We start from the raw sequence: 24,742 nt of genomic DNA on the forward strand, positions 1-24,742 counted from the left end.
ATACTCGAAAACAAACCGTAAATTCCAGTTTAAATGCTCATATGGCTGATGTGCGTAGTATCAGTTTTATGCAGCTGTGGCGCCGCGAATGGCAGGTCAAGCAGCAAGGGGCAGTGCAGTGGTTATATCCTTTGGTGCTATTTTTAGTAATCATTACCTTGTTTCCGCTAGCGGTTGGAAGCGAGCCTGCACTATTACAGCGCCTTGGGGTGTCGGCGGTGTGGATTGCTGCTTTATTGTCATTAGTGATGGGCGTTGATGGTTTGTTTAAGCCGGCGCTTGATAATGGTACATTGGCGCAATTGGTTGTCGCCAAAGCCTCGCTGCCGTTATGGGTGCTTATCCGTTTAGTGATTCACTGGATTTTTAGCAGTGGTATTGTGGCCGCATTAAGTTTGCTTGCTGTGCCTTTATTTCAGCTGAGTTGGTTTGAGGCATGGATATTGATGGCATCAATTGTTACGGGTAGTCCGATGCTGTTAATGCTGTCAGCGGTTGCTAGTAGTTTAACGTTATCATTGAAGAATGGCGCTGTGCTAGTGCCTTTAATCGCTTTGCCGATGCAGTTGCCGGTATTGATTTTTGCCACTGGTGCGGTTGATTTATTTGCTACGGGTCTTAACGGTCTGCCTATTTTGGCGTTGTTGCTGGCAGGTAGTATTATCTCAGTGCTAGTGATGCCATGGGTGATTGCTATGACGTTAAAAATGTCGTGGTTGAACTAAAGTTTACACTGGCATGGTGTTCCTTCTCTTATTAAAGCCTTTTATATTAACAACATGATGAAAACTGGCAACTTTGCTATAATAGTCTATTAAACACACACTCACGTGTAGATTCTATCCAGCGTTTAACGCCAGCAGGTTAGCGGATAACTGTATGAATCATGCGTTTAACTTGATAATCACTAGCTGCGTAATAGGTTTATTTCCATGGCCAACCTAAATAATGTCTCATCTCCTAGCCTGTGGCAACGCATTTGGCAAGTTTTCCTGACCACGGTGGGTACCAAGGAATTCTTTCGCATCTTTTCGCCTTGGGTCAAGTGGCTGGCGATACTAGCAAGTCTTTGCCTGCTCATCGGCAGTATCTGGGGGCTGGCTTTTGCGCCGCCTGATTACTTACAAGGCAATAGCTATCGTATTATCTTTATTCACGTACCGGCAGCAAGCCTTGCTATTTCAATTTATTTTTCCTTAGCGGTACTTGGGGTAATTTACTTAGTTTGGAAAATTAAGACCGCTAGCCTTGTGGCGCAGGCACTTGCTCCTCTGGGGTTTTTATTGTGTGTGATTAGTTTGCTGACGGGTTCTATTTGGGCAAAACCTACGTGGGGAACCTACTGGGTTTGGGATGCGCGCTTGACATCGATGCTGATTTTGGCATTTCTATATGCAGGTGTCATGGCATTGTTTGCCGCCTTTGAACATACGGCGAATCGCGGTAAAGCTGCCGCTATTTTGTCTATCGTTGGCGCAGTGAATCTGCCGATTATCAAGTATTCAGTAGAGTGGTGGAATACTTTACATCAAGGCTCGACCTTTACCTTGACTGCGGCACCTAAGATGTCAGCAGATATGTGGCTGCCGTTATTATTGATGATTATTGGTAGTTACCTGTTGGTCGCAACCTTAGCGATTTACCGTACCAACACTTTAATCTTGCATCGTGACCAAGGTAAAGCATGGGTCAAAGAATACATCCGTGGACACGCCAAATGATTGTAATGACTGTCGACCAACTAAATAACGGCTAGGAAAATATGATGCAGCCTTACTTTTATAGTTTTTCTGAGTTTATTGCAATGGGTAAGCATGGCGTTTTTGTCTGGTCATGCTGGGCGATTACCGTTGGCATGATGCTGGCTTTTGTATTTTATAGCCGTCGTCAAAGACAAGCCCTTATCAAGCAGCTGGCGATTCAACAAGCCCGTCAGGCACAGCGCACGACCAAAACGCCAACACCGGTGACTAAAAATACTCACTAGAAATCATTTTATCTCATACCCTTAATATCTGGATTTGATACATTGCGCTGATACATAAATGAGCAGATAAAGGATTTCTATAAAGGTGGGTAACCTTATTGAGTTATTCATAAAATGCTACCATATAGTTATTAGAAGAGTACGATTAGAAAGACATTTTTAGGACGTTTTTCTAATGGTAGTTTCTTTAATATTTTCTGTTTTATAGATGGATAATGTCTAAAACAGCGACTCATCAATGAGGTAGTAGTATGAACGCAGTTCGTCGTAAAAAACTGATGTGGGTTATGTTTACGCTTGCAGGGGCAGCCATAGCCGTAGTGTTGGTGATTTATGCTATAGGGCAACAGACCGACTACTACTTTGACGCGACCGCCATTGCGCAAGGTGAAGCGCCACAAGACAAACGTATTCGTGCTGGTGGTATGGTGGTTGCTGGTAGTGTACAGCGTGCGCCAAACGACCCATTGAGCGTTGAATTTGCCATCACAGACTTTCAATCGACCGTCCCCGTTACTTATCAAGGTATTTTGCCAGATTTGTTTGCTGAGAACTCAGGTGTTGTCGCGACGGGTAAAATGCAAGGTGATACCTTTGTCGCAGGTGAAGTCCTGGCAAAACACGATGAGAACTATATGCCGCCAGAAGTTGCTAAATCGATGAAAGAAAATAATCGTAATGGTGCAGTTCCTTCTTCTGAGCAATACAATCCTGCTGAAAAAATTCATGAGACCAAGACTTTACAGCAGTAATTGCGCTGGTAACAACAAACGATAGTTATCGTAAAAAGCGTTAAACATAAAAATCCAGTGACCTTTATCACTGGATTTTTTTTGGCGAACCTAATACTTAAATAAGTATGAGTTATTTATTAATCATCCCATTCTGGCGAATAATCTGGATGCTTAATTTTACGCCCGTCGCTACGCGCTAAGCTGCCGATTTTCTCAAGTTCATCCGCACTCAACTCTACTTTGATGGCATCTAAGTTGCCTTGTAAGTGCTCAGGATTAGACGTTTTTGGAATCGCAATACGGTGCTTATCGGCTAGAATCCAAGCCAGCGACACTTGTGCGGCGGTGATACCGCGTTTATCAGCGATGTCTTTAATGATTTTATTATCAAAAACATCTCCGCGGGCAAGCGGCGAATACGCTTCCAATAAAATATGGTGATTGTTTAAAAAGGTCTGCAACGTTTTTTGCTTAATAAAAGGATGAAACTCGACTTGGTTCACTACAATCGGCACGTCAGCATATCGCTTGGCTTCAATGATATTGGCAATATTAAAGTTAGACACACCAATATTGCGAGTCAAACCTTGTTTTTGGAGCTCACAAAGCGCAGAAATGGTTTCAGATAAGGGCACGCGATCATCAGGCCAATGTAGCAGCAGTAAATCAACGTAATCGGTATCTAGATTTTCCAATGAGCGCTTAGCAGCGGCAACGAGTTTCTCTGGCTCAAACTTCATGTCATCAGGGAATATTTTGGTCGTTAAAAAGAACTTATCGCGAGCGACACCTGATTGCTTAATACCTTTACCAACCTCGACTTCATTGCCATATGCTTGGGCCGTATCAATGTGTTCATAGCCCATTTTTAGACCTTGGCTGACGACATCGATACAGTCTTGACCGGTTGATTGCCAAGTACCCAGTCCTAGTACCGGAATGTTTGCTTGTCCAGCGGTGCGAATATTATAAGTTTTAGCACGCATATTATTGTCCTTGTTATTCATGTATTTATTAATAGCCCGTGTATATATTAATAGAGGGTTTAATCAGAAATATAGTGTTCTCAATCTCTATTAAGCCTCAATCTCTATCAAGCTTAACCACTATAGAAAGAAATGGCGGTAAGTGAAAGGGCAGGTGACGCTTTCCTACAAACGACAAACAGGCTGTAACGTCATTTAAATGATTTTTTGCTTATCATTACTAAAATACAGATCAAAAAAAGCCCATTATTTATCAATAATGGACTTTTTGTTATTACTTAAAACGGAATCATTTGAATAGATGAGTCGTATTAAATCTATTAACTATTCATGACTGTTTTCACTATTTAGCAGCTTCTACAGGTGCGGTACTTGTAGTGTCAGTACCCCAAATCTTTGGATATTTATAGCCAGGGAAGCTATCGTGAGCATATTTTTTAAAGGCATCTGAGTTATAAGCGTTAGTAACGTCTTTTACCCATTTCTTATCTTTATCCGCAGTTTTGATAGCAGACCAGTTTACATAAGCAAAGCTTGGCTCTTGGAATAGCGCTTCAGTCAGCTTGATACCTGAATCGGTCGCGTAGTTACCGTTAATAATGGCAAAGTCTACTTCGTCACGCGCACGAGGCAACTGCGCCGCTTCTAGCTCAACGATTTTTATGTCGTATTTGCTATTATCAGCGATATCAGTTTTTGAGGCAGTCAATGGATCGATATTGTCTTTTAGCGTAATCCAGCCAAGCTCATTCATCATGACTAATGCGCGAGCAAAGTTACTTGGGTCATTAGGCGCAGAAACGCTCATACCTTTATAAACGTCTTCGATTTTGGTTTTTTTACCAGCGTAAATACCTAATGGAGCAGTAGGAACTTGGAAGACTTCTACCAAATCAAGGTTGTTTTCTTTTTTGAAGGTATCTAGATAAGGCTTATGTTGAAAAATGTTGATGTCTAAGTCGCCATCTGCTAACGCAACGTTTGGACGGACATAATCAGTAAAGGTTACCAGTTCAACTTCATAGCCTTGTGCTTCTAATGAACCTTTTACTTGATTACGAACCATATCTGCAAAGTCACCTTCGGTCGTACCGATGACGATTTTGCTGTGTTCAGGATCAATATCACTGGTAGCAGTGGTTTCTGTATTGGTAGTTTCGGTTGCGCCTTCAGTAACTGGCTCTTTGGTGGCTTCTGGTGCTGATGAATTATTGCAACCGACCAACACTAGGCCTGATACGCCAACAGCAGCAAATGCAGTCGCTACTTGACGGCTGATATCTGTTAATTTCATGGAACTTCCTTAATAAGGGTAGGAGTCAAGGGATAAAATACTGAGATTAAAAATAGAATTAAAAAACCGCATTAAAAAAGCAACATTATGAATAGTAATGCTGCTAAGTTAACGAGTGTTAAGATAGTATCAAAATTAAAGGGAATCAGTTACAAAGTCAAGCATTTGCTTAGGATGAATCAGCATTAGACCCTGCAAACTATTCATATCAAGCATCACTCAGTCATTAATATCTAGTTTCAATGAGCTAAATGATCAAGGGTTTTTAACGCTTATCCAATCGAGTCGCAACCCAATTTCCTAAGGCTTGAATACCGATGACCATGATTGACAGCATAATGACAATGAATACCATTACCTCAGTCTGATAACGATAGTAACCATATCGAATTGCCAAATCACCCAAACCGCCGCCGCCAATCATACCAGCCGCTGCTGAAAAAGAGAGCAAGCTGATACAAAGGATGGTCACGGACAAGACCAAGCCAGAGCGTGCTTCATTAAGCAGTACTTTGATGATGGTAAAGGGACGGGCGCCCATCGATTCAGTTGCTTCAATAATACCGCGCGGCACCTCACGTAAGTTTTGCTCAACCAAGCGCGCAAAGTAAAATGAGCCAGCAATCGCAAGCACCAATGATGCGGCGATAGGACCAATACCAGTACCGACGATAGCTTTGGTAAAGGGACTCATGGCAATCATCAAAATGACGAATGGAAAGGCACGCATAAAGTTTGTGATGCCACCAAGTACAGCATAGAGCGTTTTATTTTGTAAAAACTGCCGATCACTGGATAAAAATAAGAAGACGCCAAACAGACCGCCGATAAGAATGGCAACTGTCGTTGAGATACCAAGCATAATAAAAGTATCTAAAAATGCCTGCCAAATCTCTTTACGCAGGGCGAGTAGCTTGTCTATCGAGGCGGATAATTCTGCACCAGTTATCATGTTTATTTCTCCTGCCTCATTAGTCTTCGTGGACTAAGCCTTTGCCAATTGGGGTGGTGGCCTGAATGAGACCATCGCGGATGTCTGCTACTTCGAGCAATTGTCCTTGATGTAACAAGGCTGCACGGTCACATAGTCTACGAATGACGCTCATCTCATGAGTTACAATGACGATAGTGACGCCAAGCTGCTCATTGATATCACGCAAGCAAGTCAACAAACTGCGCGTAGTGGCAGGGTCGAGCGCACTGGTTGGCTCATCAGCAAGGAGTACTTTTGGGCTTGGCGCAATCGCACGGGCGATACCAACACGCTGTTTTTGTCCGCCTGACAACTGCGCAGGATAGTGGCTAGCGCGGTCGGTTAAATCAACGATGTCTAAACAATCCATGACACGCTTATGAATATCAGCGCGAGGGTAGCCTGCAACCGTTAAGTTAAAAGCAACATTGTCAAAGACGGTGCGATTAGACATCAGATTAAATTGCTGAAAAATCATACCGATATTGTGACGGGCGATACGCAAGTCACTGGCAGACAAAGAAGTCAGGTCTGTACCATCGATAATCACTTGACCTGAATCAGGACGTTCAAGCAAATTAATCAGGCGTAAAAGTGTTGATTTACCCGCACCTGAATAGCCCATCAAGCCAAAAATCTCACCTTGCTGGACGGTTAGTGACGTCGGCTCGACAGCAGTAAACCAATGCGGCTTGCCGTTTTTATCTTTTATAGACCGGTCACTCAAAAAACTCTTGGTCACATCGTTTAAGACAATCATGTTACTCATGGAAGGCTCAAAATTCAATAAATGTTTTAGTGGTTATAAAGTGGTCGTCGTCTCTCTGACTGCTGAGCAGTTGAGTTAAAACCACATTCGATAACCCCATAATAAGGGGCGCTAATATAGCATATTATGCAAGGTTTTTGATACAGGCATTGGTGATTGACTTTGAACTTAGCTTAGTCAATATCAAGATATATAGAATGAAATAGGTAGGATGTCATTATGGTATGTTTTTCTGACTTATTGATCGCTATGCATGCTAAAGGCCTGTAGTTCTTATCCTATAGCACTTCTGAGATTTTATTTATGATATGAATGAATAAAATCAGTCACGATTGTCATGATGATGGTAATGCGGATCGAGTTTAACAGGCAATACCACCAAAAATCGCGTGTGACCATTGATAGTGTCAGTAGTGATTCTTCCTTGATGGGCGGTGACAATTTGTGATACTAAGGACAAGCCAAGACCTGAGCCTTTATTTTTTTGCTGCAAACGCACAAAGGGACTAAAAACTTCTTCACGTTTATTTTCAGGGATGCCATCACCCTCATCAATCACTGCCAATACCACATACTTCGGAAGCGGACGTGTTGGCTCCGGTTTAGATTTTTTGAGATGTTTGCTAAATAGGCTTTCTTTACGGGTGGTATTTGACGTTTCAGGACTTTCTTTATCAATTGCTTTATCACTTTCTTTTATAGCCACATCACCATTTTTATTCACTTTATTGGCATCTTCTTTATTGCTATTGATAGCATTTTTACCAGAGATGTCATCAATAGCATGGTCAGGATCTTCAGAAGACCGTTGCTTCTCAGGCACGGCACGCCACATTACTTTCTTTAGCTTATCGGTCAAATCTGATGTAAAACTATGATAATTATCAAACAATGAAGAATTACCAACCTTTTCAAGTGTCTCGCTCGTATTGGTAAGATCTACTTGCTCTAAGATAGTACTATCGCTATCGTGATTCACAGTATTATCAGATTCATTGTCAGTACTAGTATGAGCATCATTCACCAAATTTTCACCATTTTGATAAATAGGCGGTGCTGGTAATATAAGTACAGACTCACTATTTGCTGCTTTTGGCTTTGGAAGCGCTGCGCTAATAGAATTATTCGGCTCTGATACGGTATCTTGCTGATGAGCAAGCGGATTTGTACTATAAGATGACTCATCAGAATAAAAGTCTGAGCTGTTATAGTCTATAAAGCTACTGCACAATACTGTCTGCAATAAAAAATCAGGGATATTTTCAGCTTCTTCAAGGGTTTGTACCCCATACAGCAGCACAGTGACGGGTGGTTTTCCATGCAGCATGGCATTGGTTAATAGATTGCGAATTAGATGGGTGAGCATTGATGATTGACCGTCAATTACAATGTGCTCACCAATTAACGTTGCTTCAGGATAGTGTTGGCGTTCTTGATTCACCAAATCATATAAATCTAAATTTTCAACTTGCTGTAAGGCGTGACCAGCATCCAAACGGCTCACTAATAGAATGCTTTCAACCAAATCATTGAGACCTGAGAGGTCGCGATTAATGGCTTGAGCGCGCTTATCAAACTTGGCTTTGTTGTCACTTGGCAATGGATCTGTCAGCATGTCCATCATCTCAATCTGTAGGCGAATACGTGTTATGGGTGTACGCAGCTCATGAGAGGCATGTGCCAGTAATAAATTATTGGCATCAATAAGGTGTTCAATCTTTTGTGCTGCTTGATTAAATCCACGTGCCAGTGAGGCGATTTCATCATTGCCGCGTGCATTTACCCGTACGGTAAAGTCACCATCGCCAAGCTGAGCCATCTGTAGACTCATCTGATTAATACGCCAAGTAATGGTCCGGGCAATCCACCAAAGGACGCCTGCCATAATGAGTAGCAATAAGAGCGTGCCAGTAAATAAGTTAAGCGCCGCAGAGAGAACCGGCTTTTTGGGTGGCAAGCGTGACTCATATAATAGCGTATAGCCAGTACTGCTATAAACCTGTGCTTGCTTGGTTGGTGACGTTTCTGCAAAAGAGGGGAAAACACGTGAGAACAAAGAAGGCGTAGCAGGAAGCTCTAGCGGCAAATCGCTATTATCTGTTTGCATCAGCAGATGACCTTCACTGTCATATAAGCCCATTTTTGCCTGCAATGACTCATCAAAGATATCGAAGCTTTTTTTGACTACGGCTAGCATAAAACGCGATTGTAGGCGATTTTCCTTACTAACTGCGATATTTAGCTCATGCAAAAAAGGATCGATCTGTCCTAAAATTTGCGTTGCCAATACCTCTGAGCGAATGCCCGCATCTTTATCATGTACCAGCTGTGTCAATAATACCATCGCAACAGCAAACAAGATAAGCGCCAGCATGACACTGGCAAATAGCTTGGCAAACACGGAACGAAAACCCAATTGCTGCATTAAATGATCTCTATTATCAAAAACTTATGCCACTTTGTATGGTCAAACATAAAAGGGGTTATCATACATATGATACCCCTTTTAATGAACTATTTTAAAGCTGTTTGACTGTTTATTTACCAACAGTTTACTACTGACTACACTTGGTCAGTGGCAAACTGATAACCGACGCCGCGCACTGTAATAATACGCTTTGGTTGACGTGGATTGTCTTCAATCAACGCACGAAGACGCGAGATATGTACGTCAATGGCGCGATCAATATTGTCTGAGCTGTCATCATTTGGCATAGCTTGCCACAATTGCTCGCGGTTTAGTACTTTGCCTGAATGAGTGGCAAAATAATGCAGCAATTGAAACTGATGCGTTGTCAAACGTACAGGTAAATCATCGATAGTCACTTCATGACTGTCAGGGAACACGCTCAAACGACCAAAAGTTAAGCTATCTGACTGACTGTCCGCTTGGTTTGGCTGCTCATGGCGGCGAATAACCGCACGAATACGAGCTAACAGTTCACGCGGCTCAAACGGTTTGGCAATATAGTCATCAGCGCCCATCTCAAGACCCAATACGCGGTCGGTGGTATCACCTTTTGCTGTCAACATAATGATCGGCACTTTATTGGTCATATTGTTTTTATTGCCACGGATTTTTTGGCAAACTTGCATACCATCCATGTCGGGTAGCATGAGGTCAAGTACTACCAAGTCAATATCACGCTCTTTGGTGTCTAATAAATCCAGACCTTCTTGACCAAGACCTGCATGATGCACATCATAATAATTCATGGTCAGATAATCACTGATTAATTCTGCTAAATCTGGATCATCTTCAATTAACAAAATCTGCTTACTCATAATGTTTCCTCTAGTTGTTGTTATAATTTGTCTTAATGCACTTTTACAATTTATAAAAGTGGCGTCTGCCCTTAGTTTTCAATTATCCCAAATGCTCATATGATAAATATGTAAATCAAAAGTAGCTATCCATACAAGAGATACAAGCCATGCTTTAATGCTATGCAATAAAAGTATGTAATCCGTACTATCCATAATACGCTATATTGCCTAAACAGGATGTTATTAAACAAGGCGTGCTTTGTTAATGTTTCTACACAATGTAACTGCATGGCTCTGTGCTTAAGAAACCACCACTTTTTTGCCTTTAGATTCAATGGGTAAGTTCGCCAAACAAATCAAACTGTCACTACTGATACCTGCGATTAAATATTGTTTGGTTAGTGGATCGTACTCAATTACTTCAATAGGCTGGCGGGTTAAGCGCTGGTCTTGTCCTATAATCCAGATATTGGCAGTCAAAGAACGCAGCGGTTTGTAAGGCGGCACCTGTATTTGTGTCAAGTCAACATTATGTAGGGCAATTTTAGGCACAATAGTACCCACTTCTATCTGCCCGTAGTCAACTCTGCCAGTGACTTGCATATCAGGCGCTAGCTGATTACGACTGACTTCATTGTTGATCACATTTACATAGACCAAAAGCTGCATCGGTTGTTTTACCGCCTGCACTTTACTGACCTGACCGGTAAATTTATCTACTCTATCTTCGGCAGTAAAGTTGACGGTTTGACCGACAGAAATTTGCGATTCAGCTTCAATCGGCAACGTTGAGATAAAATGCAATTCCGTTTCGTCACTGAGCTTCAATAACACTGTTTGAGCTTCTATCTTTTGTCCAGCTTGCACCGACAGATTCTCTACGCGTCCTGAAAAGCGTGCCCGCAAGGTTATCAATTCAGAGGTCTTTTTGGCCGTCGTACTGTCTTTGCTATTGTCAGCGACATCATCACTGTTAGAAGCTTCAGAAGTGCTGGTACTCTCAGCATTGCTAATAGTGGTCTTTCCCTCTGCTTCTATATTGGGTTTAGTATCAGCTGAATCTGTTGGTTTATTCAAAACTTGCTGACGTCGAACTGTGAGTAGTGGCGTACCTTTTTTCACCCATTGGTTGTCACTGACTAATACTTGCTCTACCGTCAGAGGCTGCGCCGCCATAAGGTTGATTTGCTTGATAGGTTCGATACGACCTTGTAAGCCAAGGCTGGGCTGATAACGGGTAGGTTTGATACTTAAAATATGATCAGGTGTGATAGTGACACTATCGGCACTAATGAGTGGTATATCAACTGGCTCATTATTGTCGCTACTTAATGCTTCGGTAGGAGATGTTGGCTGGCAGGCGATAAGAAATAGGGCGCTCAATATATAGACGCTCTTTTTTAACGGCGCAGTCTGTAAGCATATAAAACGCATGTAATGCAGCGAGCGCATAAAAAATGTCATACCAATCACCATCATAAACGACTTTTTATTATATAGGGAATTACAAGTATGGGAAATGGTTCTATCAGATTGTATTTAACTGGTTTTTTTAAGCAATAGATGAGACGCTGTAGAATGCCGTTTTTATATAGAGAATAGTCGTTAAGTGGCTAAATTTAGAACATAATTTCACTAATTACTGGATAATGGCTGGTAACTGTGCTAAAACGAACATATCAAAATATATTGATACATTTTTATCACAAAGGTAAATTATTCAGTAAGATAAGTACTGGTTCTATATAATGGCTACGATTGGAAAGACGATATTTAACAACGAGGCTATTCACTTGCGACTTGGTTGGTTTTTTCGGTTTTCAATATAGTAGATTTTTGATGAGACTAGATATTCAACTGTTTCTATAGCAAGCAATATTGAATAAGAGATACTCGTTTATTGACAGAGGATTTGATTACATTATTCATTAAATTTGCCTGCGATAATTAATGGTTGCAGAGTATGAGTAATCATTGAATTTATGGCTATAATAACGCTGTAAGAAATTTAGCATAACGCCCAACATACTAAGATAATTCATTGTGAGTAAACAGTACTACGCGTGAGTAGTACTGTGACCATATCGCATAATGAATAAACAGTCGTTAATAGGACAATAAGAATGGAAAATAATTTTGATGGTTTAAAAGTAATGGTTATTGATGATTCAAAAACCATTCGCCGTACCGCAGAAACCTTGCTGCAAAAAGCGGGTTGTGAAGTTGTCACTGCCATTGATGGATTTGATGCCTTGGCTAAGATTGTCGACCACAATCCAGATATTATTTTTGTGGATATCATGATGCCACGTTTGGACGGTTATCAAACTTGCGCCTTGATTAAAAATAACCCTGACTATGCCAGTAAACCTGTGATTATGCTGTCATCTAAAGATGGTTTATTTGATAAAGCCCGTGGGCGTATTGTAGGTTCTGATGAATATCTGACCAAACCGTTTAGTAAGGATGAGCTTTTTGAGGCAATTAATCAGTATCGTTAATCACTAAAATGATCATAAGAAATGGTCAAGAGTTTTCATATAATGATCAATTATTGTTGTCATAATCAGTAATATATATTCAGTTCAGCATAAAATATTACTCTAAACGGTTTTTTTTAACATTCTATATCTAATGGATATCATCGAAAATAAAGGAAATAACTATGACTACTGTATTAGTCATTGACGATTCACCATCTGAGATGGCGAAATTTCGCGACATGCTTTCTAAAAATAACTATCAAGTATTGGAAGCGACCAATGGTGAACAAGGCTGCCAGATGGCCATTGCTCATCTACCAGACGTCATTTTGATGGATGTGGTCATGCCTGAAATGAATGGTTTTCAGGCAACTCGTAAAATCACTCGTGACAAGGCAACAGCACATATTCCTATCATCATGATCAGTACCAAAAATCAAGAAACCGATCGTGTATGGGGCAAGCGTCAAGGTGCAAAAGAGTATCTTACCAAGCCTATTGATGAAAGCGGTCTGGTCCAGATCATTCGTAAAGTAATGGAGTAGCTTGTGGCATCGAGAGGATTTATTGAGCTTCTGCGTATAGCAGATATGGCACGTTCGCGTAAAAGCGGACGCCGCGGCGGACAAGAATTTGACTGGCAAGGGGTAGTATTTGAGATTGGCGGTCAACGCTTGGTTGCGCCAATGGGTCAAGTAGCAGAAGTATTATCCATGCCAGAATATACCAGCGTGCCCTTAGTAAAGCCTTGGATGCTTGGTATTGCTAATATTCGTGGGCGTTTACTGCCATTGACCGATTTGTCTCGATTTTTACAAGTGCCGAGTCGGTTAGCGCAAATGAGTCAACGTAAAGTCATGGTCATCGACCATGATAATGTGTTTTCAGGGTTACTTGTTGACCAAGTGATCGGTATCGAACAGTTTACTCAAGACCAATATCGTCCAGAAGCCATTGAACCGAATTCGCCATTTGCACCTTATAACCATGGCAAGTTTTTCAAAGATGAACAAGATTGGTATGTGTTTATGCCAAGCTTACTGACACAGGATCTACAGTATACCGATGCTGCAATATAACTGTCTTTAATGACCCGTCAAGTTTGATCATTAGGTGTTCATTAAAACGATGGCAGAAGAATCATAGCTGACATGATCCGGTGGTGTGTCAGCATTCATACAGGCTTTGTTCATCACGGTTGTTTTGATAACACTATGATTTCAGAGTCAGTCACAATAAGACTTTGATGATTGTTTGAAAGGAATAAGTGCGATGAGTGATGTTATAAATAACCCTGTAAGCGGTGTAAATAAAGCCGCGACAAATGCAAACAGTCAATGGAAGCTATTACTAGGCGGTTGTGCTCTAGTGGCTATGGGTGCTCTATTGGCGCTGATCAATGCCATATCCTCGGTCAGTGAGTATTTAACCGATTTTAATCAGGCTGTCATAATACCGGTAGTTGTCTTTGTGCTCAGTGTACTGGGTATCTTTTTCGCTTTTTATAAGTTGCTACAGCAGCGCGGTGGCTCAGAACGTCTCCTTATCGAAAAAGAGACCTTACGTCGTCGTCAAGAAGCGGAAGCTGAGTCTGAACGTGCGCGCCAAATCCAAGAAGAAAACGAGCGTAACCAGATTGCTATTTTGCGCCTACTTGATGAGTTGGGTGATTTGGCAGACGGTGATTTGACGGTTAATGCAACAGTATCAGAAGATTTCACGGGTGCAATTGCCGATTCTGTTAACTTTGCTATTGACCAACTACGCCAATTGGTACTGGTTATTAACAGTACGGCAGATCGCGTTTCGCAGTCATCAGAGCAAACACAGATGAATGCAGTCGAGCTTGCGGCAGCCTCTGAGCATCAAGCACAAGAAATCGCTGGTGTGTCTGCGGCTATTAATGAGATGACGGTGTCCATTGACCAAGTTTCGAATAACGCTGCAGAATCTGCAACGGTTGCTCAGCGTTCGGTTGCCATCTCTTACAATGGAGCAGAAGTAGTACAGCGCTCTATTGAAGGTATGAACGTTATCCGTGATCAGATTCAAGAAACCTCAAAACGTATTAAACGTCTTGGTGAGTCTTCGCAGGAAATTGGTGATATCGTTGGTTTGATTAATGATATTGCAGACCAAACTAACGTTTTGGCATTAAACGCAGCGATTCAGGCATCGATGGCAGGTGAAGCAGGACGAGGCTTTGCGGTTGTTGCTGATGAGGTTCAGCGTCTTGCTGAGCGTTCGGCAAATGCAACTAAGCAGATTGAGACGTTGGTAAAAACCATTCAGGCAGATACCAGTGAAGCGGTCATGTCGATGGAATCAACGACGTCTGAAGTCGTACGTGGTGCGCGGTTGGCAAAAGATGCGGGTGAAGCACTAGAAGAGGTGCAAACCGTTTCTAATACTTTGGCGGATCTCATTCAGAATATTTCAAATGCTGCTCTGCAACAGGCAGAGTCGGCAGGTCATATTTCTCATACTATGAACATTATTCAAGATATTACCTCTCAAACGTCTTCTGGTACGATGGCGACTGCACGTTCTATTGGTGAGCTAAGCGAAATGGCTGCAGCACTACAAGAATCAGTCACCGGCTTTAAAATATCAAATGATGATGAGCAGTTGAATCATGAAAGCATGGATCATGAATATCTCGATATGGATGAGAGAGTCTCAGCCAGTATGTAATAACTGTCGATAATAGCTATGATTTTTCCTATGGAAATGTTAACCAAATTGCTGCTCTAAACAGACATTATAAAATTTGGAGCAGCAACATTAATAGCAGGTCGCATGAATCATCATATTCAAAAAGGCAGTATTCATATAATTGAAGCTACATCAATAGACAGCCTCATGCAAGATAATGTGAAAATGATACGGCATGACGATTATTTTGATACTAGACAGTGGCAACGCTATATAGAGTGTGAGATTGGTTTTATTTTACCTAATATTCAATGTAATTGGTTGGAAAACGCGGTGATTCACACGGCATTGTTTTATGGATTGACTACCATCCAGTTGTGGCAGCAGTTGCCGTTTAACAATGAGCTACGCCAGCATTTGCTTGATAAAGTATTGATCCATGAAAGCCGATTTTTCCGTCATCTGCCTTCTATCAATTTTGTCACAGAATGTGCAGAGCAGCATCAGCTTCGCAAGCGGATAGATGCTGATACTAGTGAGATGTTTCACATATGGAGTGTGGGCTGCGCGAGCGGACAAGAGACGTGGTCTCTGGCAATGAGTTTGGCTGCAAAGCAATTGAGCAATTACACGATCTTGGGTACAGATGTCAGTCAACAAGTACTAGCAAAGGCGCGATTGGGGCAATATGACACTAAACAGCAATTATTAATCCCGCCATATTGTCAGCAGTTTGTGCAACCATTATCACCAGCAATCATGGCTGACGAAGCGAGTATTGGTAACACTTATCTAAATAAAACCACGGCAAGTAGTAGCTATTGCTACTGGCAGGTCGCAGCAACGTTAAAATCGCAGGTCCGTTTTGCTTTACACAATATTATGGATGAAAAACCGCCTACCGCACATCTACAACAGGTGATTGTTTGTCAAAATATGCTGCTATATTTTCGCAAGTTTGATCAGCGTGATATTTTAGCTCGATTATCAAAACAATGCGCCTTAGGTGGTTATATTATATTGGCTCCAGGTGAGGCGCTATTTTGGCGTCCTTCAAATATGCGCCGTATTGCGCACCCACATCTCAATGCGTGGCAAAAAATCAGTACCTAAATTAGCGCCTAAAAGAGTCAGGATGAATCTATGAAAAACCAGCCCAATGACATGGTAACGCTTGAGTGGTTATTGCCACTGTTTAATCAGCAATTAACACAGGTAGCTGATGGCTGGCAATTAGAGACAGCAGGCACTAATAATGAGCAAATGGAACAGTACTATCATGAAATTGCTGGTGCCCTGATCATGATTAATTTGCCTGCTCTAGCAAGTTTAGCGAATAAGCTTAGCCTATTAGCAAAAGCCAGTGTTTTTGATGGTCTAAACAATGATGATCTAGATAATGACAGCTTAGATATAAATTTGGCTGCTGAGAAACTCAGAATAGGGCAGATTGCTCATAAAGTGTTACAGCGTGAGCTGGAACATTATGTGTGCACAGGTAGATATCATAGTGTTTTAATGAATAAAACGCTGACTGATCTAGCACAAGTCTTATCGCAGTTTGATATAGTCACAGAGCCGCTTGCAGATACGTTATCATTGACGACAGACAGTCATTTGGCTAGCTTATCGGATTATGATGATATTGACATAACTCTACCTGTGAGTAGATCAGTGTCAGATTTAGATAGTCAACAGCATCGGCAATTGCTATTAGTGTGGCGCCAACAGACGCAAAAATTGCTTGCTGCCAATATGAATAAGACTGCTATCCTGACTGTGCTACAAAAGGTCAGCCATTATTTATGGCAAACGGCGCAAGAAGCTGATTTGCAGCGCTTGTGGTATCTGGCTGAGCTGTGGCTACAGGATCTTGGGCAAAATGAAATACCACTACCTAAGCAGTATGCAGGAATATTAAGTCAGCTGGATCAATTGATAGACAGTCATCAAGATCAGATTGAGCCACCTATAAGTGAGATTCAAAGTCTCATTAGTCATATTTATAGCGAATTAAGTAGCCTTATTCATAACAGTGATAATGCTGAATCTTTATTGAATGGCGGTGTACAGATAGACGCTGAAGTAGGTCTCTTACCTCGTATATTGAGTGAGATTGAGACGATTATTTTTGCACTTGATAAGCCTCATACTTTGCTAAAACCTTTAGCGAAAATGCATAACCAGCTTAAAAGTCGTGGCTGGACATTATTTGCCTCACAAATCGATGCTATTGCGACTAATGTAGAGCGTAGCCTCTTATCAGAGCAGGATTTTACGCAAGAACAATGGCAGATTGAACGTCAGCTACAAGAGTTGTATAGCGCTGTCTATAATACAGAACAAATGATTTCTATCAAAATTGGCGATACATCTGTTTCTACTAGCATTGATAATGACTTGCAACCAGCAAACAGTTTAGATGTTGGTTCTGTTAATGTGGATTTACGTGAGTTACGTATTGCGGCTGAAGAAGTTAAGCAAGATTTTCATAACTATATACAACGACAACAGTTAGAGTTATTGCCAGAGCAGGCAAGTCTTGCGAGTCTGAGCCAGACTTTTAATATTATGGGGCTGCCAGCGATTGGTGAAGTAGTCGACAAGATAGCCGATATATTTGTACAGATACGTACTCATAATATTGCCATATTGAGCTGGGACGTTATCGAAGCGTTGGCAGAGAGTTTGAGTGCCATTGAGTTATTATTGGATTATCTTGCGCAACAGTTTGTTGATCAAACACTACTAGAAAAAGCAAATGCTTATATTGATACGGCAGCCAAGCTACTTAATGCATATATCGATGCGCCTGAAGCAGTCAACGATACTTTCCTCACCCAAAAACCAGCCGCCAATGATGTATTGCGCTATGACGACAGCGGTGAGATTGCGCCTAGCACTGAACCGTCTTTTAATGCTGAGACGTTGACTGACTCACTATTAGACTATAAACAGTCTATAGAGACAGGGGCAAGCGAAGCTTTATTGAAAATGCGCCAACAGCTAAATCCTGATACCTTCGATATCGATGAAGACATTCGAGAAATATTCATTGAAGAAGTTGAAGAAGTGATTGGTGATCTAGAAGACTTTTTACCAATATGGCAGGAAGATGCGCAAGATTTAACACCATTAACGGAACTACGTCGTGGTTTCCACACCTTAAAGGGCTCGGGACGTATGGTTGGTGCTGTTAGCATCAGTGAGATGGCATGGTCTATCGAAAATCTACTCAACCGTTTATTGGATAAAACCTTATCCGTAACGGACGATGTGGTAACGTTGATAACAGAAACCACTAAACGCCTACCCGTTATGTTATTTGACTTTGCAGCACAGCAGCCACCAAGCTTTGACCCTGCTATTACTCTTTTGCAAAGTCATAATTTGATGACTCAGCAACCACTAAATGCAGGTTTACCAGTAGCTGCGCCTACGTCATTAACAGCTGATATTGAAGAATCGGACTTTGCATCAGATCATCATATACTTGACCATAATTTACACGCGCAAGCCATAAGCTCAGTCTCAGAGCCAGCTAACACTTTGGATGCATTGTCAGATTTAGAGCTCCCTTTGGTATTGCAGCCATTTATTTTGGAAGCAGAGTCGCTAGTGACAGATGCAAACGATGCTGATCCTGATATTAAAGAGATATTTATAGAAGAGGCTAATGAAGTCTTGGATGAAATCATCCCTTTATATGAACATTGGCAGCTTTCACCTACTGATTTGACTGAACTGAAAGACATACGCCGTGGCTTTCACACTCTGAAGGGCTCTGGTCGGATGGTCGGTGCTCATTACAGTGCTGAATTAGCATGGTCTATAGAAAACATGCTAAACCGCATTTTAGATAAGAGCATAACTGCCTCAGCGGATATACAGCAGCTGATTGGTGATGTATTGACCGTATATCCTGAGTTACTAAGCACTTTCGAGCGTGAAAGCCAAGATTATCCTACTATGATGCCATTGTGGGTTGCCTGTGCTAATGCTTATAGCAAACAATTAGGTGATGAATTCAGTTACTGTGCATTATACAATCAATGGTTACAGCCTGCTAAGCATACGCCAAGTCACATTGATTTAGACAGTCGTATTCAAGATTTGGAAAATGATGAAGCCATTGATCGCACCTTGCAGACGATTTATTCGGTCAATGAAAAAATGGCAGAAGCACCAGTTATTGTGATGCCTCAAAGTGAAGAAGAACAGGCGTTCTTTGACATCTTTATTGAAGAGGCAGAAGAGTTGTTAGAAGGCGTTAATGACTTTGTACGTCATCATAAAAATGAGCCATATGTCGAGGTAAGTGACGAGATTGTGCGCGCATTCCATACTTTGAGAGCAGCTTCTGGCTCTAGTGCATTGACTGCCATTAGCGACGTGAGTGCGACGATAGAGCAAAGCTTAGAGCTTCTACAGCAGCAGGATATACCGATGAATGCAAGCCATTTAACTGCACTGGCCCAATCTGTCACGCTTATTGATGGTTATCTCCATAACTATAAACAACATGCAAACCAGCAAGATATGTCGGCAGAGCATATGCAAAGCGAGCAGGATATCGCCTCGTTACAGGCGATGCTTGAGGAGCAAGATGACGATAGTGAGGCAAGCACTGAGGATAAACCAACGATTAATGACTTGTTAGATGGCAATATTGATGAATTATTAGATGCCGAGTGGCAATTAGATGAAGTGCTTAACAGTGCTGATATTGAGCAAATCCAAGCCTATATCGCTGAGCAAATTTTACAAATTAAATATTTAACTGACAAAGCACAAGCCTTTCCAAAATTCGTCTCTATTCTTGATGCTTTACAAGATGCTTATCATTATTTGAGCCAGTATCCAAAAGAAGCGGCAGATATTGATATCCAAGAAATCCTACTTGCAGGTCATGCGCAGTTAGTTGGTTTATTTGATGCTTTAGCAGGCAGTACGTCATTAAAAATTGATGAGCAAGTACTAGAGCAGTTAGAAAGTATCAAGCAATACAACACCGTGCAAGTTAGTATCGTGCAAGACAATATTGTGCAAGGCAATATCGTGCAAGATAAGAATGAAGATATAACCGATGAAGAACAGGCTACTGTACAAAGTATTGCCGCACCTGAGCTAGAGCTTGAAACTATCGATACGGATATTGAGCTACTAGAAATCTTCTTAGAAGAAGCGCAAGAGCTTGATGATGCGCTGGTCGATAGTTTTAGTAAATGGCGTGCAGACATCACCCATATTAATACCTTAAAGGTACTCCAACGCCATCTGCATACCATCAAAGGTGGCGCACGTATGGCTGGTATCCGCAGTATTGGCGACTTGACTCATGAAGCAGAAAGCGTTTATGAGGCGTTTGTAGAATCTAAACGTGAGCCAACCGCACAGTGGCTTGAGATTATGCAAGTGGTGCAAGATACCTTATCGCTGCAGGTAGCACACATTGTACGTTATCAAAAATCATTTTTTGCGCCTGAGCTCATGGCTCAATTACAGCAGTTTTTAAAGGCACAAGCATTGCCAGAAACGGTACAGCTTATTATTCCTATGCCGAATAACCATGTGGCAGCTGAGCCTCAAATCTTTGCCAATCAAGATACCCAACAGGTAGCAAATGAGGCAGATGCGTTAAGTTTAGATAAAATCATTCAGCAATCGTGGGCGCATGGTTTACCTGATGCCGATATTTTAGAAGTGTTCTTAGAAGAGGCCACAGCGCTCACCAATCGTAATGAATATCTACAGTTGTTCTTAAATGATGCAGGTGACATGGTTGCGCTGCAAGCATTACAGCGCGACTTGCATACCTTAAAAGGTGGTGCACGTATGGTTACTGCTACTGGTATTGCTGATTTAGCTCATGAAATGGAATCAGTTTATCAAGACTTTGTTGCTCAGCGCCGCCCTGCAACCACGAAAGTGCTGGAGTTGCTGGCTGCTTGTTATGACTGGCTAGCAGATGCTGTTTTTATCCTATCGCAGCAAGTGAATCCGCCAACACCTAGTTTACTAATTGAGGCATTACAGCAATTTAGTAAAAATCCTAATAGCTTAAAACAGATACCAACAGAAACCCTGCAAGCTCAGCGTGAAACGATTTTAATTGCCAAAGAAAATCAAGAAACAACCTATATCCAAGAAGATATCAGTGCCATGCCGCTGATGGTTAACGATGCGACTGAACAAGAGCAAAATGCCAATAATAATGAGATGATTCGTATCTCAGGCAGTCTGATTGAGCATATGATTAACCTGTCAGGTGAGTCTGCGATTAACCGTGCTCGTATCGACATGGGTATCAGTAGCTTGACCAACAGTATTGAAGAGATGGGTACTACCGTACAGCGTCTAGCGGATCAGTTGCGCCGTATGGAAATTGAGCTTGAGGCGCAGATTTTATCGCAGATTGATGAAGAGCTGGTCAATCATGAAGGTTTTGACCCGCTGGAGATGGATCAATACTCTTCTTTAAATCAGCTGTCAAAATCTTTGTCAGAGTCGGCATCGGATTTGGTCGAAATTAACCATACTTTATTAGAAAAAACGCGTGATAGTGAAAGTTTATTGCTCCAGTTATCTCGGACGCAGACTGAATTACAAGATGGTTTGATGAACTCACGTATGGTTCCTTTTACGCGATTAACACCAAGGCTTGAGCGTATTGTCCGCCAAACGGCTAATGAGCTGAATAAGTCGGTTGAGCTAAAAATTATCAATGCTGATGATGAGATGGATAGAACCATTCTAGAGCGCATCACCTCACCGCTTGAGCATATGTTGCGTAACGCAGTCGATCATGGCATCGAAAATGTGGCAGCAAGGCTGGCAGCAGGTAAAGATCGCAGTGGTCAAATCACGCTAGAAGTACTACGTGAAGGAAGTGAAATTGTCATTTTGCTCAATGACGATGGACAAGGGATTGATGTAGAAGCAGTACGTGAAAAAGCCATCTCTCAGGGTTTGATCGACGCCAAAGATAGGAATCTTAGCGATCTTGATATCATGCAATATATATTTAATGCCGGTCTTAGTACCAGCAAACAGGTCACGCAGATATCAGGGCGCGGCGTTGGTATGGACGTTGTTATTAGTGAAATTCGTCAGCTAGGTGGTGCTGTATCCGTGGTATCAGAGCTTGGCAAAGGATCGAGCTTTACCATCCGTGTACCATTAACGGTAGCTGTGTCTGATGCTTTGGTGGTTCGAGCAGCCGATCGTTACTATGCCATACCTTTGGTGCAGATTGAACGCGTTGTACGTATCAATCCAGAAAAAGTTTATGACTATTATCAATCGGGTGAGGCGACTCTCAATTTTGAAGACACTGACTATCGTGTCCGCTATTTAAATGAGATTTTATCTGGTAATAAGCTCAATGAGCTGGTCGTTAATACCAATACCAGCGTGCCGCTTATTATCATCAAAAACCGCAGTGGTCAGAATATGGCCCTACAAGTCGATCAAATAGCAGGCTCACGTATTGAAGTAGTGGTAAAACCTTTGGGGCAACAGTTCTCAAATTTATCTGGTATCTCAGCAGCTACCATTATGGGCGATGGCTCAGTGATGCTCATTCTAGACTTGATAGCCTTGATGCGTAACGCGGCTTTAGTCAAAGACGTCACGCATTCTAAAGCTACTGAACAAAGAAATATGGATTCCAATACCACGATTCTGGTCGTTGATGATTCAGTCACAGTCAGAAAAGTAACCTCACGATTCTTAGAGCGTCAAGGGTTCAATGTGGTACTTGCCAAAGATGGTATCGATGCGCTTGAGATACTACAAGAGATGACGCCTGACTTAATGCTGCTTGATATTGAAATGCCGCGCATGGACGGTTTTGAAGTTGCTACCCAAGTCAGACATAATGGACGCTTGCAGCATCTGCCTATTATTATGATTACCTCACGAACCGGTGAGAAGCATCGTGAACGTGCCCTTGAGATTGGGGTAAATGACTATATGGGCAAACCTTTCCAAGAAAACCAGCTGCTTGATAAAATCCAAAGTTTATTGGATGAAAAGGTCCGCCTAACTCATCATGGGTAACATACGTGCCTTGGCGTTAAAAGATAAAAATGAGATTAAAGTACTGGTGGTGGCAGAAGACCATCAGCAGCGGATGGCGTTCTCTGATACAGTGCGGAGCTGTGGCTTTCATCTGGTGGATTGCGTTACACCATCGCAGTTGAAGGATAAGTTTGATGGTTATGAAAGCGCTATTGATATCTGGTTGATAGACAGTGATTACGATGAGCATCTAGCGACCATGACAGCTGCTTCCAATCCTGTAGCGATGTTGGTCGGGTTTAGTCAAGCGCCTTATCTTAATGAGGCGCAGCAGTACGCTAAATGGCAACGTAAATTCAAACGTAAGCTTGCGCAACTGCTGGATTTGCCAAATCTTATCGATAATTCTGTCTATAAGGATGATATTAGTGATTGGCGTTATGTGGTGTTCTTAGGGGCATCTATGGGTGGTCCTAGTGCGGTTAAAGAGTTCTTAGATCACCTATCGCCAACACTGCCGATAAGTATTTTACTAGCGCATCATTTTAATCAAACCATGATTAGTACCTTGCCACGTATATTAAATCGCCATAATGACTGGCACTGCCAGATGATTACTTCCTCGCAGCGCATGCGTACAGGTCAATGTCTGATCGTACCTATCGATCAACAGATTGTCTGTGACTCAACTGGTCGCATTATCTTATTAGATCAGGCTTGGGTAGGGGATTATAAACCTGCTATTGGTCAGATTCTCAAAAACACCAGCGATGTTTATGGTAGCGAACTGATAAACATTATCTTTTCAGGTATGGGCAATGATGGCACGCAGTATTTAGATTTGATACAAGATAATGACAGTCAATTATGGGCACAAGACCCAAGTTTGAGTACTTGTCCCAGTCAGCCACAGGCTATCATTGACTCAGGATATTGTACCTTTATCGGCAGTCCTCAAGCATTGGCAGAAAAGCTGACCAACTATATTGCTAATAAAGCGACAAACGACACTCCACATTCATTTATTGTGAGCGAATTATGAGACAGATGTTAAAACATTCATTTGAGGCAGTAAGCTTACTGACCACCACTAATGGTATGCTCGATGTGACGATCATTCCAGCGCTTGATCAGCCGGATTGGCTTGTTCCTAGTGGTTTGGTTTTGAGTATAGATGAGTACAGCGAATATACACAATTTTATGAGTGGCAACAGCAACAAATCGCTGTGTTCCATATGTTACCGAGCCATCAAACGCCAGATAAGATGGTTATATTGGAAGGAAATACATCAGCGCATCGTATTGCTTTGCAAACTTCAGGTGAGGTGCGTCAACTACAGGCGCGTATCTCTGATGTGAAAGATGTTGAGCTACCTGAGCATTTTATCAAGTCAAATAGCAATATCGATACCGTTCATGAACGTGTACAAGAAGAGGTTGTGCTATCCTATCTTTTTCAGACGGTCATGATTGATAATATGCTGTATTTGGTGCCAGATTTGGATAAAATTGCGCATCAATTGGTAGATTTAGGCGGCTAGTTTGCTCATTAGATAGTCACTATCTATATC

At 41.8% G+C, this 24,742-nt stretch carries 18 protein-coding genes and 1 pseudogene; 12 read left to right on the plus strand and 7 right to left on the minus strand.

All coding sequences use genetic code 11. From position 1 onward, the window contains the following. Positions 1-41 precede the first annotated feature (41 nt). From H0262_RS03060 to ccmE, 4 genes are all read left to right on the plus strand, one after another. Entirely contained in the window at positions 42-725 is a 684-nt protein-coding gene (locus H0262_RS03060; protein WP_181209859.1) for a heme exporter protein CcmB, read from the plus strand. 207 nt (positions 726-932) lie between these two features. After that, the gene (gene ccmC, locus H0262_RS03065) at positions 933-1,721 is read left to right on the plus strand and encodes a heme ABC transporter permease CcmC (protein ID WP_181209652.1); all 789 of its coding nucleotides are present in this window, start codon (positions 933-935) and stop codon (positions 1,719-1,721) included. Between the two features lie 44 nt (positions 1,722-1,765). Continuing rightward, the gene (gene ccmD, locus H0262_RS03070) at positions 1,766-1,987 is read left to right on the plus strand and encodes a heme exporter protein CcmD (protein ID WP_011514425.1); all 222 of its coding nucleotides are present in this window, start codon (positions 1,766-1,768) and stop codon (positions 1,985-1,987) included. 251 nt (positions 1,988-2,238) lie between these two features. Next, entirely contained in the window at positions 2,239-2,739 is a 501-nt protein-coding gene (gene ccmE / locus H0262_RS03075) for a cytochrome c maturation protein CcmE (protein WP_133104766.1), read from the plus strand. A gap of 119 nt (positions 2,740-2,858) precedes the next feature. On the opposite strand, the gene H0262_RS03080 is transcribed toward ccmE, so the two are convergent. The 7 genes from H0262_RS03080 to H0262_RS03110 form a co-directional block, all read right to left on the minus strand. After that, the gene (locus tag H0262_RS03080) at positions 2,859-3,707 is read right to left on the minus strand and encodes an aldo/keto reductase (RefSeq protein ID WP_181209653.1); all 849 of its coding nucleotides are present in this window, start codon (positions 3,705-3,707) and stop codon (positions 2,859-2,861) included. A gap of 343 nt (positions 3,708-4,050) precedes the next feature. Then, a complete protein-coding gene (locus H0262_RS03085; protein ID WP_181209654.1) occupies positions 4,051-5,001 on the minus strand; it encodes a MetQ/NlpA family ABC transporter substrate-binding protein in 951 nt (316 codons plus the stop codon). A 265-nt stretch (positions 5,002-5,266) separates the two neighbouring features. Then, on the minus strand, positions 5,267-5,953 hold the full coding sequence (locus tag H0262_RS03090; protein WP_011514421.1) for a methionine ABC transporter permease: 687 nt from the start codon (positions 5,951-5,953) through the stop codon (positions 5,267-5,269). Between the two features lie 19 nt (positions 5,954-5,972). Continuing rightward, positions 5,973-6,743 (minus strand): methionine ABC transporter ATP-binding protein, encoded by a 771-nt coding sequence (locus H0262_RS03095; RefSeq protein WP_181209655.1) that lies wholly within the window; start codon positions 6,741-6,743, stop codon positions 5,973-5,975. 322 nt (positions 6,744-7,065) lie between these two features. Then, positions 7,066-9,168, minus strand: a complete 2,103-nt coding sequence (locus tag H0262_RS03100) for an ATP-binding protein (protein WP_181209656.1) — start codon at positions 9,166-9,168, stop codon at positions 7,066-7,068. Positions 9,169-9,305: 137 nt separating this feature from the next. Then, positions 9,306-10,028, minus strand: a complete 723-nt coding sequence (locus H0262_RS03105) for a response regulator transcription factor (protein WP_011514418.1) — start codon at positions 10,026-10,028, stop codon at positions 9,306-9,308. 282 nt (positions 10,029-10,310) lie between these two features. Then, the gene (locus H0262_RS03110) at positions 10,311-11,474 is read right to left on the minus strand and encodes an efflux RND transporter periplasmic adaptor subunit (protein ID WP_181209657.1); all 1,164 of its coding nucleotides are present in this window, start codon (positions 11,472-11,474) and stop codon (positions 10,311-10,313) included. 659 nt (positions 11,475-12,133) lie between these two features. Here H0262_RS03110 and pilG point away from each other — a divergent pair. The 8 genes and pseudogenes from pilG (at position 12,134) to H0262_RS03150 (ending at position 24,712) form a co-directional block, all read left to right on the plus strand. After that, the gene (gene pilG / locus H0262_RS03115; protein WP_011514416.1) at positions 12,134-12,511 is read left to right on the plus strand and encodes a twitching motility response regulator PilG; all 378 of its coding nucleotides are present in this window, start codon (positions 12,134-12,136) and stop codon (positions 12,509-12,511) included. 164 nt (positions 12,512-12,675) lie between these two features. Further along, the gene (locus H0262_RS03120; protein ID WP_011514415.1) at positions 12,676-13,038 is read left to right on the plus strand and encodes a PleD family two-component system response regulator; all 363 of its coding nucleotides are present in this window, start codon (positions 12,676-12,678) and stop codon (positions 13,036-13,038) included. Positions 13,039-13,041: 3 nt separating this feature from the next. After that, a complete protein-coding gene (locus tag H0262_RS03125) occupies positions 13,042-13,572 on the plus strand; it encodes a chemotaxis protein CheW (protein WP_020444252.1) in 531 nt (176 codons plus the stop codon). A 526-nt stretch (positions 13,573-14,098) separates the two neighbouring features. Further along, positions 14,099-15,103: pseudogene (locus H0262_RS03130) on the plus strand (methyl-accepting chemotaxis protein); the annotation flags it as partial. 189 nt (positions 15,104-15,292) lie between these two features. Continuing rightward, complete coding sequence (locus H0262_RS03135; RefSeq protein WP_181209658.1) at positions 15,293-16,261, plus strand: protein-glutamate O-methyltransferase CheR; 969 nt, start codon at positions 15,293-15,295, stop codon at positions 16,259-16,261. Between the two features lie 30 nt (positions 16,262-16,291). After that, complete coding sequence (locus tag H0262_RS03140) at positions 16,292-23,209, plus strand: Hpt domain-containing protein (protein WP_181209659.1); 6,918 nt, start codon at positions 16,292-16,294, stop codon at positions 23,207-23,209. After that, entirely contained in the window at positions 23,202-24,212 is a 1,011-nt protein-coding gene (locus H0262_RS03145) for a chemotaxis protein CheB (RefSeq protein WP_181209660.1), read from the plus strand. The genes H0262_RS03140 and H0262_RS03145 overlap by 8 nt, the downstream gene beginning before the upstream one ends. After that, on the plus strand, positions 24,209-24,712 hold the full coding sequence (locus H0262_RS03150) for a hypothetical protein (RefSeq protein WP_181209661.1): 504 nt from the start codon (positions 24,209-24,211) through the stop codon (positions 24,710-24,712). The genes H0262_RS03145 and H0262_RS03150 overlap by 4 nt, the downstream gene beginning before the upstream one ends. Positions 24,713-24,742: the final 30 nt, after the last annotated feature.

This window comes from Psychrobacter sp. D2, assembly GCF_013608135.1.
Classification (GTDB): Bacteria; Pseudomonadota; Gammaproteobacteria; order Pseudomonadales; family Moraxellaceae; genus Psychrobacter; species Psychrobacter cryohalolentis.

Coding starts and splice junctions, on each gene's coding strand:
- H0262_RS03060 (WP_181209859.1), top strand. CDS start 42: ATGGCTGATGTGCGTAGTATCAGTTTTATGCAGCTGTGGCGCCGCGAA.
- ccmC (WP_181209652.1), top strand. CDS start 933: ATGGCCAACCTAAATAATGTCTCATCTCCTAGCCTGTGGCAACGCATT.
- ccmD (WP_011514425.1), top strand. CDS start 1,766: ATGCAGCCTTACTTTTATAGTTTTTCTGAGTTTATTGCAATGGGTAAG.
- ccmE (WP_133104766.1), top strand. CDS start 2,239: ATGAACGCAGTTCGTCGTAAAAAACTGATGTGGGTTATGTTTACGCTT.
- H0262_RS03080 (WP_181209653.1), bottom strand. CDS start 3,707: ATGCGTGCTAAAACTTATAATATTCGCACCGCTGGACAAGCAAACATT.
- H0262_RS03085 (WP_181209654.1), bottom strand. CDS start 5,001: ATGAAATTAACAGATATCAGCCGTCAAGTAGCGACTGCATTTGCTGCT.
- H0262_RS03090 (WP_011514421.1), bottom strand. CDS start 5,953: ATGATAACTGGTGCAGAATTATCCGCCTCGATAGACAAGCTACTCGCC.
- H0262_RS03095 (WP_181209655.1), bottom strand. CDS start 6,743: ATGAGTAACATGATTGTCTTAAACGATGTGACCAAGAGTTTTTTGAGT.
- H0262_RS03100 (WP_181209656.1), bottom strand. CDS start 9,168: ATGCAGCAATTGGGTTTTCGTTCCGTGTTTGCCAAGCTATTTGCCAGT.
- H0262_RS03105 (WP_011514418.1), bottom strand. CDS start 10,028: ATGAGTAAGCAGATTTTGTTAATTGAAGATGATCCAGATTTAGCAGAA.
- H0262_RS03110 (WP_181209657.1), bottom strand. CDS start 11,474: ATGACATTTTTTATGCGCTCGCTGCATTACATGCGTTTTATATGCTTA.
- pilG (WP_011514416.1), top strand. CDS start 12,134: ATGGAAAATAATTTTGATGGTTTAAAAGTAATGGTTATTGATGATTCA.
- H0262_RS03120 (WP_011514415.1), top strand. CDS start 12,676: ATGACTACTGTATTAGTCATTGACGATTCACCATCTGAGATGGCGAAA.
- H0262_RS03135 (WP_181209658.1), top strand. CDS start 15,293: ATGAATCATCATATTCAAAAAGGCAGTATTCATATAATTGAAGCTACA.
- H0262_RS03140 (WP_181209659.1), top strand. CDS start 16,292: ATGAAAAACCAGCCCAATGACATGGTAACGCTTGAGTGGTTATTGCCA.
- H0262_RS03145 (WP_181209660.1), top strand. CDS start 23,202: ATGGGTAACATACGTGCCTTGGCGTTAAAAGATAAAAATGAGATTAAA.
- H0262_RS03150 (WP_181209661.1), top strand. CDS start 24,209: ATGAGACAGATGTTAAAACATTCATTTGAGGCAGTAAGCTTACTGACC.